Source organism: Pseudarthrobacter sp. J47 (assembly GCF_049810315.1).
Classification (GTDB): Bacteria; Actinomycetota; Actinomycetes; order Actinomycetales; family Micrococcaceae; genus Arthrobacter.
Map to the genome: position 1 here is coordinate 374,285 of NZ_CP187358.1, position 15,384 is coordinate 389,668.

Genomic DNA, 15,384 nt, shown 5'->3' on the forward strand with positions numbered 1-15,384 from the left:
AAACTGCCCGTCTTCCCGGCCGGTCAGCCCGCCGTGATCAGGTGAGTGAAGTGGTCGTACCGGAAGGTGACAGGTCCGCCGTCGTGCGCCAACGTGATGTTGCCGCCGTTGGAGACCCCGCCCGCACCGTAGTTCTCGGTCCAGGAGCCGTTCAGCGCCGCCTTGAACTCGTAGGAGCCCGCCGGCAGGTCAACCGTCTTCTTCCACACCAGGTCAGTCTGGTCCAGGGTCATAAACGCCTGGGTGCAGTCCGGCATCCAGTCGCCGGCGCAGCCCATCTCCGAGTTCAGGCTGCCCGCCACGGTGACGCTTTGCGGCTGCTGGGATGCGTAGACGGTGCTGAGCAGGTGGGTGCTGTTGTCGTACCGGAACGTGACGGGTCCGCCAGGGTGGTCCAGGACGATGTTGGCGCCGTTGAAGTCGCCGCCCGCGCCGTAGTTCTCGTCCCAGCCGCCGTTCAGGGCGGCCTTGAACTGGTACTGGCCGGCGGGCAGGTCAACGGTGAGCCGCCAGATCTTGTCCGCCGGGTCCAGCACCATCATGGCCTGCGGGCACGCGGGATCCCACGCGCCACAACCCATCAGTGCGTTCAGGTCGCCCGCCACCGTGACCGAATCCGGCTGCGGCGCCTCGCCCACCACTACGGTGCGCGGTTCGCTGGCCACGTTGAAACCGGGCCCGCTCATCAGCGCGCGGTACTGGATCTGCGTCCCGTCCTCAAGGGCCAGGGCGGCGACGTCATCGGTCACCGAGTACACGGGCGAGGAATCGTCGGAGCCGATCGGCGTCCATTCGCCTCCGGAGACGCTGCGCTCGAAGGACACCACGTGGCTGGCCTTTTCGGGGTCTGCCGTGGCGCTGACCGTGACTGATCCGTCCACGCTGCTGCCCTCTTCAGGCGTCTGCATGGTCAGGACCGTTGCCGGCACAACTCCGCTGCGGACCTGGCTGACGGAAGTGTGGCCACGGTTGTCCAGGACTGTGGCGCGGTACTCGACGGCGGTGCCGGCATCCAGCGCGGCTACATCGTGGAACACCTGGTACGGAGCGGTGTCGTCGGTGCCGATCGGTTCCCAGCCGCCGCCTGCTGCCCTGGCTTCGAAGGTGACCTCGTAGAACGAAGCACCGTCGACGTCGGCCGTCACCTGGAGGCGTCCGTTATCACCGGCGGCCGGGGCAGGGTCCTGGAGTTCGACGGCGGGCGCCGCCTTGGACGCCGGGATGCGGCCGGAGGACTGGTACACCACGGCGGACAACGGCGGAACCGTGACGGTGAGGTTGCCGGCGTCGGACGTTTTGGCCTCCACTGCGGATGCCGCGGGATCACCGTAGATCAACGTGTAGTTGCGCTTGGCAATGTACGTAGGAACCTCTGCGGTCTGTGGTTCTTCGCTGTTGTTCAGTGCCACCACGTACTCGCGCTGGTCCTGGGCATCCGTGCGGGAGAAGGCGTAGATGCCCGGGCCGTCGGAGGCGTGGCGGTGCTGGTGGGCGCCGTCGCGCAGGGCCGGGTGCTCCTTGGTGAGGGCGGCGAGTTCGCTGATCTTGGCGTACAGCGGGTGGTCCTGGTTGAAGTTGTCGGTGGCGTGCGTGGCATCGGTGCCGATGAGGTTGTCATCGAGGTACTCCGGAACCTGGCTGGCGAACAATGTCTGCCGGGCATCCTGGTCACCGCCGGGGCCGGTGAAGCCCTGCTCGTCGCCGTAGTAGATCACGGGGTTGCCGCGCGAGAAGTACATCAGCTCGTGGGCCAGCTGGTCCCGGGCCACCTGCTCGGCGTCGGTTGAGCCGGGATTGTCTGCGGCGATGAAGCTGCCAATCCTGCCCATGTCGTGGTTACCCAGGAACGTGGGGAGCTGGTAGACGTTCGAATCGGCGTCCGTGTACCAGTCGTCACCGGCGAAGAACGTTTCCAGTGCGCGGGTGTCCTGGCTCTTGGACGCGAAACTGCGGGCTGCTTCCTGGAAGGGGAAATCGAGCACGGCCTGCATCTTGCTGCGGGTGGTGAACTGCGACGTAAAGCTCTGGGTGGTGTCGAAGACCTCGCCGAACATAAAGAACTCGTCCTTGCCCTGCTCGTGGGCGTAGTTGAGGACGTCCGGGCCGAAGTCCTGCCAGAACTCGTTGTTGACGTGCTTCATGGTGTCGATCCGGAAGCCGTCCACGCCGAAGTCGCCGATCCACGTCTTGTAGATGTCCTTCATGCCCTGCACCACCGTGGGGTGTTCGGTGAAGAGGTCATCCAGGCCGAAGAAGTCGCCGTAATAGGCGTCCTCGCCCACAAAGGTGGTGTCGCCGCGGTTGTGGTAGAGCGTGGGATCGTTCAGCCAGCCGGGAACCTTGAGGTCCTCTTCGGCCGGGTCCAGGACGGGTGTGTAGGGGAAGCTGGTTGCCGGATCCAGGGCCGGGAAGCCGGCCGATCCTGCGTAGTCGCGATCGTCGAACACCACGCCGTCCGCCGTTTTGTACGGGGCCTCATCCTTGGAGACGTAGGCCTTCCGGGCACCTTCCTCGTAACCGATCACGTCTGCCGTGTGGTTGGTGATGATGTCGAAGTACACCTTCATGCCACGCGCGTGGGCTTCGTTGATCAGCGCCTTGAGTTCGTCATTGGTGCCCAGGTGGGGATCGATCTGGGTGAAGTCGGTGATCCAGTAGCCGTGGTAGCCGGCCGAGTTGTCCTCCGGCTGCACCGCCTTGTTCTTGAAGCTGGGGGTCAGCCAGATGGACGTGGTCCCCAGGCCCTGGATGTAGTCGATCTTGTCCAGCAGGCCGGCGAGGTCACCGCCGTTGTAGAAGCCCTTCCGGGTGGGGTCGAAGCCGGACACCATGGGGTCCGGGCCCAGGCCGCCGTCGTCATTGGCTGCGTCGCCGTTGCTGAAGCGGTCCGCCATCACAAAGTAGAAGTTCTCGTCCGTGACCGGTGCGCGCAGGGAATGAAGGCCCGACGCCGACTCCGGACTTTTGGGGCCGGGCGCGGCCTGGGCGGGAAGTACTGCAGTGGACGCGGCCACGGCGGCGGCCAGGATGGTGGCTAATAAGCCGGTGGCTGTTGTTCGGGAAGCGGTGCGGATCGGGGATCTTTTGGGGGTGCGGGATGACACGATGGCTGGGCCTTCCTGGTAGCGACGTTGCCTCAGGGTCTGTGCATGGATGTCACAGGCACACAGAAATGCGCCTGTGACTCAGCTCACAAGTGTAAGCGCTTGCATGCGAATGCGCCAGCACAACAATCAGGTCGCGAAGTGGCCCTACTCCGCCGGGATCAGTGCCACGGGCGAAGCTACGGCCAGCAGCTGCACCCGTGGCCCCGGCAGGCCGGTTGCGGGATCCAGCCGGAAGGTGGCGATCTCGTCCGAACGTTCGTGGGCCACGTATAGCCAGTCGCCACGGACAAGGTGGTGCCGTGGCCAGTCGCCGCCGCTGGCGTAATGCCGTTTGGGGGTTGCGCGGGACCCGTCCGGGCTCACATCCAGGACCCCGATGATGTTGGATCCCCGGATTCCAACGTAGGCGTAGTTCCCGCCGGACCCCAGGCAGATTTCCGCCCCCGAGTCGCCCGGAAGGGTGCCGCCAGACGTTGCAGGTTCCTGACTCACAAGACTGAACGTCCCGCCGTCGTCCGCTGCCACCACCAGTACCTCCAGCGAATATTCGGTGACCACCAGGACGCTGCCCGTGGGGTGCTGCACCATGTGGCGGGGCCCGGAGCCGGCCGGCAGGATTACCTCGTGGTCAGCCACCAGGCCCTGGCCCGGGACGTAGTTCCAGACGCGGAGCTTGTCATGGCCCAGATCGGTGGTCATGACGCGGCCGTCGGCGAGCATCAGGCTTGCATGCGCGCGGCTTTGGCGGTGGCCCTCCGCGCTGGCGCCCGGGTGCGGATCCGCCGACGGCGCCGCCGGGAACCGCCCTGCCAGGCCGCCGTCGTTATCCAGTTCGTAGAGCAGCACTTGGCCGTCGCCCCAGCAGCACGCCACGGCAAAACGACCCTGCGGATCCACCGCCACATGGCAGGAGGCCTCGCCCGCGGGCTGGGCTTCACCAAACGCTTCCAGGCCAAAATCACCGACGCGACGGTACGCCCGGACCTTGCGACGCTGCTCGGCAACCGCGTAAACCACGGGGAGCGTTGGGTGCACGGCCAGGAACGACGGCGAGTCTGCCGCCACCGCCGTGCCCAGCCACTCCAGCGTCCCGTCGCTGTGCGCGGCCAGCGCGCCGATGCCCTCCGCGCGGCCACCGCCGTCGGGCGTGTAGGTTCCGGTCCAAATGATTGCGCGTTCTGAGGCAGGAGTCATAGGTCCATCCTGCCAATTTCCGGCCGCATACGCCTTAGTTTCGCGTCAGTTAGCATGGTCTTTCCAGCCAATGCAGAAGGAGGTGGGTCCCATTAAGGCCGTGTCAGCAGTCCCGTATATGTGGGGCGTCTCCGTTTGCTGCAGCCCGTACCGCCGGGCCTAGTTCGCTGTGGAGCGCCTCCGGGTTTCCCGAGGAAGGCGTTCGTATGCCAGCTCCTGAAGTTCCACCCTCTTTTTCTGCCCCCGTTTCTTCCAATGGCCCCGTAGCTTCGAGTGGCCCAGTCCCTAGCAGCGGACCAGCTCGGACCAGCGGTTCCGTCCCTTCCAGCCGCCTGGCTCGCAACAATGCCCCAGCTCGTTCCAGTCACCCCGTCCCTTTCACTGCGGTGGCGCCGGATTCGGCGTTCGCCGCCGCGTTCGAGCATGTGGCGGCCAACCTCCGATCCGCAGGCTGCGTTTTTGCCGAGGACGAAGCAAGGTTGCTCCTGTCCGCCTTCCCTTCGCCCGCCGACCGTGGCGACGCCGTACTCCGCAGGATGTCCGGTATCCCGTTGGAGCACCTTCTGGGCTGGGCCGGGTTTTGTGGCCTGCGTATTGCTGTTGATCCCGGCGTTTTCGTGCCGCGTTTGCGGACCGGCCTCCTGGTGCGGGAAGCCGTGGCGGCGCTGCAAACTTCCTTGGCGCCGGGAACTTCCCGCGGGCGGTACGACGCCGGCCTGCCGCCTGTGGTCGTAGACCTTTGCTGTGGTTCAGGCGCTGTGGGGGCGGCCGTGGCTGCCGCGGTAGGTGCCAGTTCCGGAGGGGTTACGGAACCTTCCTTCGGCGTGGCCGGGATTGAATTGCATGCTGCGGACGTGGATCCGGCGGCTGTTTCCTGTGCCCGAAAGAACATCGTCCCGGTTGGCGGCCAAGTGCATCAGGGCGACCTCTTCTCCGCACTCCCTGCGCACCTACGTGGCAGGGTGAGGGTACTCGCGGTCAATGCGCCATATGTGCCGACTGAAGCCATCAGCACCATGCCTCCGGAAGCCCGCGAATACGAGTCGCACGCGGCACTGGACGGGGGAACGGATGGACTCGATTTCCACCGGCGTCTTGCGTCCGAAGCTCCTGAATGGCTCGAACCTGGTGGCTGCATCATCGTAGAGACCAGCGGCGGTCAGGCTGCCCGAACCGCAGAACTACTAGCCGCGGCCGGATTCTCCACGAGGACGGTTCAATCAGGGGAGTTGGACGGCACGGTAGTCGTCGGCTCCTGGCCGGGATAAGACACCACAAATTTGAAGCCTGAAGCTATTCGCCGTGTGTAGTCGCGCCGCTTTTGTGCCGGGAGCGCTTTGGGTGAGTCCCATGATGCCCGGCATCCTGGTCTACTCCCGCCGATGGGGCGGTGGTGGTGGTTTGAAGTAGTGGTTTTGTTGGGGTTTTTGGGTGGGGTCGATGTGGCGTGGGGGTGTGAACCATGGGGTGTTGTGGTGGATGTTGATGGTCCATTGTTCTTTGTGGATGAGGTGGTGATGGTGTGAGCAGAGGAGGACGCCGTTATTGGTGTTGGTGGGTCCTTGGTGTGACCAGTAGGTGATGTGGTGGGCTTCGCACCAGGGTGCGGGGATGGTGCAGTTGGGGAATGCGCAGCCTTGGTCGCGGGCGGTGAGGGCGAGGCGTTGGGCTGTGGTGAAGAGTCTGGTTTTGCGTCCGAGGTCCAGGATTTCGCCGTGGGTGCCCAGGACGGCGGGGATGATGTCGGCGTCGCAGGCGAGTTTGCGCAGCGTGGCCGCGGCGACGGGACCGTTGAACGCAAAGTTCCCGGTGCCCGTCCTGTTGCTGGTCTCGTCGCGGATGGTTGACCCGGCCCGGTTGTTTACCGTGTTGCCGTTGCCGATGCCGGTCTGTGGTGCGGGGGCGGGCAAGAGGTCCTGGTGGTTGATGGTGGCGAGGATTTGGGGTCGGTTGCCGCCGGTGGTGGGCAGGGTGTTGGTGCTGAGCGCGGCTTGAACGGCGGAGATGATGCCGTCGAGCTGTTTTTGGGAGCGGGTCCGCCGGTCCAGGTCCACGGTGTTCTCCTGCCAGACGCTGTCCTGGTCTGTCCCGGCCGGTCCTACGTCGTCCTGGCCTGCCTTGTCTGCCAGTGCCTGCACCTGAGCTAGGTCTGTCGCGCTGTTTGTTCCGGTGGGTGGGGTGTGGGTCCTGGGGTTGGTTGCGACGTTCATGACGGTTTGGAGGTGTTCGAATTGTTCGGTGGTGGCGAAGATTTCGAGGTGGTGGAGGCCGTGGCGGGGTTTGCGGATGAATGCGCCCTGGGTGTGGCGGAGTGCTTCTTCGGTGGGTTCGGTGCCGTCGGCGTCGATGGTGTCGGCGCAGCGGCGGGCGACGCGGGCGAGGAAGTCGGGGTCAGCGGTGGCGGCGGTGTGGGTGAGGTGTTCTTCGATCTGGTCCAGGTTCTCGACAGTGGTGTGGTGGCGTAGTCGTTCGAGCACGGTGGTGATGATGGTCGCGGCCCGCGACGAGACCAGTGGCGCCGCGGCGGAGGCGGAGGACTCGGCCGGGGTGGTGTCCGGTGATTCGTCCTGGTTGTCTGGGTCGACTGGGGTGTCAGCGGGGGTGGGGGTGAGCGCCGTGGCGAGGTGCTCGCGTGCTGGGGGTGTGGTGTCGCCGGTGATCGTGGTGGCGGGCTGGGTGTTGTGGGCGAGGTGGAGGCGTCTGCGGGCTTCGGTGATCCCGATTCTGAGGCGGATGCGGAGGAATTCGGCGGTGTTGCGGCAGCCGTCGTCCGCGGGGGAGTTGGCGGGGGAGCTGGTCAGTGACCGGGTGGCGGCGTTGCTGATGGCAGCGGTTCGGGTGCGGTCCACGGCGCCAGCGGCGAGGATCTGCAGGTAGTCCACGGTGCGGGAGAGTTCCTCGACCTGGGCGGCGAACTCTGCCGCTTCAACATAGTCGGCCAGTGCCAAGTGATCCGGTGCGGTCAGTGCGGCGGCCGTGACCAGGGCCGCGGCTCCGGCAAGATCAGCCGGTTCGGCAGGGTCTGAACACGCTGTGATTTCTCGGGGAGAGTGAGCGTCGCCGTCGGGTATGTTCGCAAACAGCGCAGATAGTTCAGCAAGTCGAGCCAGGTACGTTTCGGCGCCGGTAGCCACCGATTCCAAGGTGGGCCCGGACGGAAGGCGCGGTTCCCGCTGGTAGTGCGAGCCGCCGTCGTACTCCATCGCAGAGGAAAAAGGCACCAAGACCACATTCCCCAGCGCAGCGGAAGGACCGCCGTGCTCCTGGGATGGGTCCCCGATGGCTTCCATGGAAACAGTCTGCCAAGGGGGTGTGACATTCCTGGATGAGCTGGCGGGAAGCGGCTCCGACAACCCGGAAGGAAGGCGCGGTTCCCGTGCGGGGTGCGAAACCGAGGGCACACCCGGCGCAGCGGAAGGACCGCCGTGCTCCTGGAACGGGTCCCCGATGGCTTCCATGGAAACAGTCTGCCAAGGGGGTGTGACATTCCTCGGCCGACGGGGCCAGACGTCCGAAATCAGTACGCGAAATCAGTACGTGGAGAGCGTGTTGATCATGGACGACGTCATGGCCGTGATCTTCATGGTGCTGACAATAATGCTGAGCACGATCACGCCGATCAGCACCCACACGGGAACCAGCCCACGGCCTGGCGCGACTTTCCGGACGATCACGCTGCGGCCGATCACGTAAACGGCGGTCCCCAGGAAGCTCCACGCCCAATGGAACGGCCGGACCACGCCGTCCTTCTTGAGGCGTTCACTGTCGAAGTACGCCAGGACCACTGTGGCGCCGTACAGCGGGAAACTGGAGCCCACCAGGAGCAGATACGCTGGCGTGAAAATGGCGCCGGGGTCCATGGTGGGGTTGTAGTCGCCGCTCGGATCCACGTATAACGTGCTGAAGTCCGGGTTCCAGGCCAGCAGCAGGGCCACCGTGACCAGGGGCAGCAGCGTGATGATCCAGATCAGTGGGTTGTAGACGGGTGTCTGGTCACTGATCCGGGGCCGCTCGGGCTGGTAGACAGCCACGGGGTAGCCCGCAGGATAGCCGGCGGCGTGACCGGGTCCAGAGTAGCCCGGAGTACTTCCCCCGTACGGCCCCGGGTCGCTGAGCTGATCAGTCCAGGCAGTGCCGTTCCACCACCGCTGACGCGACGATCCCGCCGGGTCGTTGTACCAACCCGGCGGGATCCCCTGGTTTCCTGCTTCGCTCACGCGCCACCCCCGCTTTCCAATAGCCGACTACGTCGAGACTACCCCGCAGGCAACTCCACCGCGGTAAGGAGGGCAGCCGCAGTTTACGGCTCGCGCGGGCCCGTGTTCGTGGCCGCGCCGGAAGGCGTGGCACCGCCCTCGTCAGTCCAGTCCTGGCCGGTGGAATCGTTCAACGCGGGATCAGAATCAACGTCAGAGGTCCGGGCAGGTGAACCTGCGACGTCGGCAGTGCGGTCATGTTCTTCCGTTGCCTCGGGAAGGCCCTCCGCAGTCTCGTATCCGGCTGCGGGTGAGTCGCCGGAGTCGGGGGAGATGTGCGTGTTGAGGTTCGACGTCCCGGGGTGGGTGCTGTGCCCGGGAACTGCAGCGCCGGCACCTGCTGCGCCTGCCGCCGTCGTACTCTTCTCGTCACTGTCGCGGTGGACGGACTGGCCGATGACTGTTCCGGCGCGGCGCGCTGCCTCGCCCAACTGTTCGGCGACTTCGGGAGCCTTTTCCTTGATCGTCTCCGTTGCGGCGGACACCTTTTGCTGAACGGGTTCGCTTTCCCACAATCCGGTGGCCCGTGCCTTGATTTTCTCGTATGCGGCCCTTCCGGACCGGGATCCAAGAACGTAGCCGGCCGCGAGGCCGATGCCCAAAAGAAGCTTAGATTTCATGGCGAACTCCTGCTTGGTTGTTGGAGACCAAAGGGTTGGGACGGCGCCTTGCGCCGCGAATGGAAAAGCCGGCTCCAGGGATCCCTGGAGCCGGCTTTTGACCGTAGCTAGGCTAGCTGCGGACGCTCCGCTTGGTGACCAGGCCGTAGATCAGCAGCACGATGATCGAGCCGCCGATTGCCAGGAGCCAGGTCGTGAGGGAGAAGAACTCCCCCAGCGGTACGTTGAAGAGCACGCTTCCGAGCCAACCGCCCAGGAATGCGCCCACAACACCGAGCAGCAGAGTGATGAAGATGCCGCCACCCTGCCTGCCGGGCAGGATTGCCTTAGCAATCGCGCCAGCGATCAGGCCAAGGATCAGAAATGCAAAAAATCCCATTTTGTCTTCCCTCTTCCTTCATAAAGGAGGCACCCGGATTCCGGATACGCTTGAGTCCTTCTGCCTCAATAGTAATCATGCTTAGTATCAATTTGCCAGTTGGAAATTCGATATCAGCGCTGTTGAGGCCACTTCGGGCCCGGCCGGGTTCCCCTTCATGAGGCGCTGCGGGCGTCCGTTCAGTGCCCCCGGACGTCCGAATCGACCCCAGCCCCAGGGCCTTCATCCAGGACCGCCAGCTCGGCCAGGTCCAAGCGGTCCAGCTCGAAGTCGAAAACGTCCAGATTCTCCCGCATCCGCCGGGAACTGGCGGTTTTGGGGATGGCCACCAGGCCATTCTGGACGTGCCAGCGAAGCACAATCTGGGCAGGCGTTTTCGAGTACTTTTCCGCCAGCACCGCGAGGATCGGCGCAGACAGCAGATCCGTCCCGGCACCGAGGGGACTCCACGACTCCGTAACAATTCCGTGCGCTGCGTTGTAGGCGCGCTCTTCGGCCCGGGTGATGGCCGGACTGAGCTGGATCTGGTTGACCGCCGGCATCACATCCGTCTCAGCAATGAGCCGTTCAAGATGCGCAGGCTTGAAGTTGGAAACGCCGATCGAGCGGACCTTCCCCTCCGCCTGCAACCGCTCGAGCGTTTTCCACGTGGAAATGAACTCATCCCGCGCCGGAAGCGGCCAATGGATCAGCAGCAGGTCCACATAGTCCAGGCCCAGCCGCCGCAGCGAACCCTCCAGCCCCTCCACGGCGCGGTCCTGACCCTGGTACGTGCCATCCAGTTTTGTAGTGATGAACAGTTCGGAACGTTCGACGCCGGAACTCCGGACGCCGGCGCCCACCCCCTTTTCATTGCCGTACTTCACTGCAGTGTCGATGTGCCGGTACCCGGCTTCCACTGCCTGCACGACGGCGGCAGCGGCCTGTTCGTCATCCAGCGGCCAGGTGCCGAGCCCCAGCTGCGGAATCGTGTGGCCATCGTTGAGCGTGATCAGCGGTGAAAGTGTCATATCAACAGTGTGCTCCCTGGACTGCCTGCTTAGCCCTGGAAGGCCCGAAGGATGTTGCCGGCGTGATATTCCAGTACGGTCCTGGCCCGATCGCTTACCTGGTCCGCCCGTTTCTGCTGGCCCAGGAAGTCGGTAAAGCGCTGGACTGCCTGGCCTGCTTTGGCGCTGTCGCCGTCGTCAACGGCCTTGGTGGCCTGCTGCGCGCTGGCTGTGAGCTGGGCGGCAACCTGACCGGAGACTTCACCGGACTCCACCAGGCCATCAAGGACCTGCTGCAGGGCCCTGACGCTGCCGGGAGTCCACGCCGCCCGCAGCGGCACGTTGCCAAAGTCCATGTCCGAGGCGAGATAGAAGTCCGTGTAGGCCGGCTGGTTGTAGGAGGTGTTCTGGCGTGCAACTTCGGCGCGGTACTGCGGATCATGCATCAGCGTATACAGCTTGTGGGACGTCACCTCGGTGCTCAAGTACATCCGTAGTGCGGAGCTGTCGGCGGTCCGGACCAGCATCTCTTCGCGCCAGTCTCCCACCACGTCCGCCACCAGGCTGGGTGTGCCCTTCGTGCCGTTGTTGGTGAGTGTGCCGGTTGCGGTGAGCAGGCGGCCGCGCTTCCAATCGTCAATGGTGGGTGTCTGGTCCCGCGAGCCGTTGACCAGCTGGGTGGTCATGTCCGCGGCCCACTTGATGCTCATGTTGGTGCCGCTGCCGGTGGGTGAGATCTTCTCGCCGGAGGCGGACTGCATTCCCATGGCCCAGTTCTCGATACCGCGCACATCAGGGTCAACGTCACCGATCATGCCGCGGCCGGTGTCCTTGCCCGAGTACTCGCCAAACAGCACCTCGCCGGTGGCAGCGTCCCGCATCGCATAACCGTAAGGCGCCCAGGTGCCGCCCTCATGAACGGTAAAGATCTCCTTCCCCGGACGGTCCGGATCGATGTCCGCAACATGCATGGCATCGCCGTGGCCAAGCCTGGCCTGCTGGCCCGGAGTGGCGCTCTGTGCCGGCATCGTGTCGAACGAGCTGTACAGGAGGGAGCCGTCGTCGTCGATGGTGGCTGAGCCGTAGACAATCTCCTGCCTGCCGTCGCCGTCAACGTCCGCGGCGCTCAACGAGTGGAACCCTTGCGTAGTGAGCTTGCCGAACACAGGATCGGTGCCGTCCACGCCGTGCGGACTGTCGTTGAACGGGTTGGACATGGGTGTCCAGCCGGAATCCACATTCCACACGGGGCTGAGGTTGGTGCCGTCCCACGTGTAGCTGGCCAGCGTGGTGCGCGTGTAGTAGCCGCGGGCAAACACTGCGGCGGGCGTTTTGCCGTCCAGGTAGGCAACTCCCGCCAGGAAGCGGTCCACCCGGTTGCCCGGTTCAATCCGGCCCATGGCGTAGTCGCCCCACATCAGGCCGTCATCATGCCGGCCGGGCTCATAGGCCACGGTCTTGAGCTCCTTGCCCGTGGTGCCCTCGAACACCGTGAGGTATTCCGGGCCGTCCAGCACAAAGCCTTCGAAGGCGCGGAGGTTGTTCCGGGCGCTGCGGCCGGGCGCGTACTCGTCGATGAAGTAGTCCGCCAGCTGCTCGGCGTCGGTGCGCGAAAGCGGGTACTGGTACCGGGCTGCCTGGCCGAATGCCTCTTCCAGGGTGGCCGGCCAGTTGCCGGACGCAACCTCCGGGTGTTCGCTCCAGCCGAGGAACATCTCAACCACATGCTGGTAGTAATCAGCAGCGCTCATGCGGTAGTCGTCCGAGTTGGAGTACCCGGCGTCGAGGTCCTCCTGCAGGAGGGTAATGAAGGATTCGCCAGCCACGCTGCCGTCGGCGTTGTAGGAGATGGATTTGGTGCCCGGCGCCGTCTTGAACATCAGTTCGACGCGGCCGTCGCCGTCGAAATCGTTGACCAGCAGTTGCGTGTAGTGCGCACCGGAGCGGATGTTCACTCCCAGGTCGATGCGGTGCAGCAAGGTGCCATCCGCCTTGTAGGTGTCCACGTAGGTGGCTCCGGTGTAGCCCACCTGGGACACATCCTTGGAGTTGGTTGGGTCCCACTTGACCACAAACTCATACTGCCCGTCTCCGTCCACGTCGCCCACGCTGGCATCGTTGGCGCGGTACGTGTAGGCCTCGCCGGCGGGCGTCACGCCGTCGGCCGGCTTGGTCAGCGGGATGTCCCTGAAATTCCCGCCCCAGGACGTTGCGCTATCGCTTTTGTCCAGTTCAACGCCGCCGACGACGGCCCGTACCTCATATGCCGATTCTCCCGTGCCGTCCGGGTCCAGGTAGTTGGTGCTGTCCGTGACTGCGGCAATTTTCTGCCCGTCCCGGTAAACGTTGAAGTCGGTGCCGGTAAGTCCGGTTGCGCTTGAGCCGGTGGCTTCGTGGCCCAGGAGACGCCAGCTCAGGAAGACCCCTTCGCTGGTTCCCGCGGCAACCAGGCCGCGGTCCAGGTGATCAAGCTGAACGCCCGCCGCGGGAGCTTTCGCGGAGCCGGGGGACGCGGGTCCGACGGCGGAAGCCGGGGTAGTCAGGCAGCCAAGGGTCAGTGCCACGCCGGCGGCCGCTGCCACCGAAAGACTGCGCACGGATTTCCTGTTCGGATTCATCGATGAATCCTTTCAATTTGAGAATGGGAAAACGCTTCCCCAGTAACTTAGTGGCCCGCTGCCGTGGAAAACAAGCCTTGCGCCACGCCGGCTGGTGGAGTATTTAGAACGTTGTAAATCCCGTTGCTCCGCCGGAATGGACCAAGCCGCACACGCGTTCACACAGGTCAGTTGCTTGCCAGCGCAATACCGGTCAACTTGTCGCTTAATTCCATGTATGCCTGGTCTACAACCTGCAGATCCGGGTGCGAGTCGTACCAGGCCACAATCTCCCGGGCGCCATCCGCGAACGGAATGGTGGCCGCGTAGGACGGAACCAGGGACTTGATCTTGGTGTTGTCGAACACCACCGAGTGGGACCTGTCGCCCAGCAGGTTGGCGCCCAATACAGGGTTGTGGGCAGCGATGGTTTCCGATGCCACGTGGACCAGCTGCGGACCGGGAACGCCTGCTGCCCGCGCAAACAGCTGGTAGATCTGGTTCCACGGCAGGTATTCGTCCGAGGTGATGGTGTAGCTCTCGCCCACAGCCTGCGGGCGCCCCAGCAATCCCACAAATGCTTTGGCAAAGTCCCTGCTGTGGGTGAGGGTCCACAGTGAGGTGCCGTCGCCGTGCACCAGGATCGGAAGGCCCTGGCGCATCCGGTGGATGTCCGTCCAGCCGCCCACCATCGCGATCTTGGTGCGGTCGTAAGTGTGCGACGGCCGGACCACGGTCAGCGGGAAATCGTCGGAACGGTATGCCTCGAACAGGACGTCCTCACAGGCGATCTTGTCCCGGGAGTACTGCCAGAACGGGTTCTTCAGGGGAGTGGACTCGAGGATCGGCAACCGCGTGGGCGGCTTCTGGTAGGCCGATGCCGAGCTGATGAAAACGTATTGCCCTGTCCGCCCCCGGAACAGCTCCATGCTGGCCCGGGCGTGGTCCGGAGTGAAGGCAATAAAGTCAGCAACGGCGTCGAACTCCCGCCCCTGCAGGACCTCCCGCACAGCGGAGGAATCGCGGATGTCCGCGTGCAGCACCTCGGCACCCTCCGGGGTTGGCCTTCCCGTGGACTGGCCGCGGTTGAGGATGGTGAGCCGGTGGCCCAGCGCGACGGCGAGTTCCGCCGCCGCCGCGCTGATCACCCCTGTGCCGCCGACGAACAGGATGTTCCTGGGCGCCACGGTATCTGCCGCCAGATTTGTGGCGACTGGCAGTGGATTCACCACGCGTAGTCTTCCGGGGCGGTGCGGTGCCCCGGGAAGATGCCATCGAGACGCTTGAGGGCATCGGCGTCGAGCGTTACGTCCAAAGCCCGGATGGCGGCGTCGAGCTGTTCCTGCGTACGCGGCCCCACGATCGGCGCCGTCACCGCAGGCTGGTGCAGCAGCCAGGCCAGCGCAACATCGCCGGGCTCGTGGCCCAGGTCATCCGCCAGGTCCTCATACTGCTGGATCTGCTCACGGTGCTTCTTCAGTGCTTCCAGGGCACGGCCTTCGGTGCGCCGGACGCCGTCGTTCTCCTTCTTCAGCACGCCGCCCAGCAGCCCGCCCTGCAACGGCGACCACGGAATCAGGCCCAGCCCGTACTGCTGGGCTGCCGGGATGACCTCAAGCTCCACCTGGCGCGTGAGCAGGTTGTAAATGGACTGCTCGCTCACCAGCCCCGTGTAGTTGCGGCGCTTCGCAGCTTCCTGGGCCTGGGCAATGTGCCAGCCGGCAAAATTGCTGCTGCCGGAGTAAAGGATTTTGCCCTGCTGGACGGCCACCTCAATGGCCTGCCAGATCTCATCCCACGGCGTGTTCCTGTCGATGTGGTGGAACTGGTAGACGTCGATGTAGTCCGTCTGAAGCCGCTTGAGGCTCGCATCCAGGGCGCGGCGGATGTTGAGCGCGGACAGCTTGGATTCGTTGGGCCGGTCCGTCATGGTGCCGTACAGCTTGGTGGCCAGCACGGTCCGCTCGCGGCGTTCGTTGCCCTGGGCAAACCAGCGGCCGATGATCTCCTCGGTCCAGCCACGGTGGCCCGCTCCGCCGTAGACGTTGGCGGTGTCGAAGAAGTTGATGCCGGCTTCCTGGGCCGAATCCATGATGCTGTGCGCGGCCGCTTCCTCGGTCTGCGGGCCAAAATTCATGGTGCCCAGGCACAGCCGGGAAACCTGCAGGCCGGAGCGGCCCAGATGTGTGTACTGCATGGTGGAATCCTTTCGGTGATGAAGCGTTGGTCGAGCCTGTATCCG

At 64.7% G+C, this 15,384-nt stretch carries 11 protein-coding genes; 1 reads left to right on the forward strand and 10 read right to left on the reverse strand.

Annotated features, from left to right (window positions below; all coding sequences use genetic code 11):
* Nucleotides 1–23: 23 nt before the first annotated feature.
* Complete coding sequence (locus tag ACPJW8_RS01645) at nucleotides 24–3,104, reverse strand: alpha-amylase family glycosyl hydrolase (RefSeq protein ID WP_330194145.1); 3,081 nt, start codon at nucleotides 3,102–3,104, stop codon at nucleotides 24–26.
* 147 nt (nucleotides 3,105–3,251) lie between these two features.
* Nucleotides 3,252–4,301 (reverse strand): lactonase family protein, encoded by a 1,050-nt coding sequence (locus ACPJW8_RS01650; RefSeq protein WP_330187880.1) that lies wholly within the window; start codon nucleotides 4,299–4,301, stop codon nucleotides 3,252–3,254.
* A gap of 386 nt (nucleotides 4,302–4,687) precedes the next feature.
* Here ACPJW8_RS01650 and ACPJW8_RS01655 point away from each other — a divergent pair, with 386 nt between their 5' ends.
* A complete protein-coding gene (locus ACPJW8_RS01655) occupies nucleotides 4,688–5,569 on the forward strand; it encodes a putative protein N(5)-glutamine methyltransferase (RefSeq protein WP_330187879.1) in 882 nt (293 codons plus the stop codon).
* 102 nt (nucleotides 5,570–5,671) lie between these two features.
* Here ACPJW8_RS01655 and ACPJW8_RS01660 read toward each other — a convergent pair whose 3' ends face one another.
* The 8 genes from ACPJW8_RS01660 to ACPJW8_RS01695 form a co-directional block, all read right to left on the reverse strand.
* Nucleotides 5,672–7,591: an HNH endonuclease signature motif containing protein gene (locus ACPJW8_RS01660; protein WP_330187878.1), complete on the reverse strand. Its 1,920-nt coding sequence runs from the start codon at nucleotides 7,589–7,591 to the stop codon at nucleotides 5,672–5,674.
* A 240-nt stretch (nucleotides 7,592–7,831) separates the two neighbouring features.
* Nucleotides 7,832–8,518 carry a DUF2510 domain-containing protein gene (locus ACPJW8_RS01665; RefSeq protein WP_330187877.1) on the reverse strand — a complete coding sequence of 229 codons (687 nt, stop codon included), beginning with the start codon at nucleotides 8,516–8,518 and terminating at the stop codon, nucleotides 7,832–7,834.
* Between the two features lie 83 nt (nucleotides 8,519–8,601).
* Nucleotides 8,602–9,177 (reverse strand): YtxH domain-containing protein, encoded by a 576-nt coding sequence (locus ACPJW8_RS01670; RefSeq protein WP_330187876.1) that lies wholly within the window; start codon nucleotides 9,175–9,177, stop codon nucleotides 8,602–8,604.
* A gap of 112 nt (nucleotides 9,178–9,289) precedes the next feature.
* On the reverse strand, nucleotides 9,290–9,556 hold the full coding sequence (locus tag ACPJW8_RS01675) for a GlsB/YeaQ/YmgE family stress response membrane protein (protein WP_330187875.1): 267 nt from the start codon (nucleotides 9,554–9,556) through the stop codon (nucleotides 9,290–9,292).
* 179 nt (nucleotides 9,557–9,735) lie between these two features.
* The gene (locus ACPJW8_RS01680; RefSeq protein WP_330187874.1) at nucleotides 9,736–10,566 is read right to left on the reverse strand and encodes an aldo/keto reductase; all 831 of its coding nucleotides are present in this window, start codon (nucleotides 10,564–10,566) and stop codon (nucleotides 9,736–9,738) included.
* A gap of 29 nt (nucleotides 10,567–10,595) precedes the next feature.
* Complete coding sequence (locus ACPJW8_RS01685; RefSeq protein WP_330187873.1) at nucleotides 10,596–13,163, reverse strand: rhamnogalacturonan lyase; 2,568 nt, start codon at nucleotides 13,161–13,163, stop codon at nucleotides 10,596–10,598.
* Nucleotides 13,164–13,330: 167 nt separating this feature from the next.
* Nucleotides 13,331–14,371 carry an NAD-dependent epimerase/dehydratase family protein gene (locus tag ACPJW8_RS01690; protein ID WP_330187872.1) on the reverse strand — a complete coding sequence of 347 codons (1,041 nt, stop codon included), beginning with the start codon at nucleotides 14,369–14,371 and terminating at the stop codon, nucleotides 13,331–13,333.
* Nucleotides 14,368–15,339: an aldo/keto reductase gene (locus ACPJW8_RS01695; protein ID WP_330187871.1), complete on the reverse strand. Its 972-nt coding sequence runs from the start codon at nucleotides 15,337–15,339 to the stop codon at nucleotides 14,368–14,370. Before ACPJW8_RS01695 ends, ACPJW8_RS01690 begins: the two co-directional genes overlap by 4 nt.
* Between the last annotated feature and the right edge of the window lie 45 nt (nucleotides 15,340–15,384).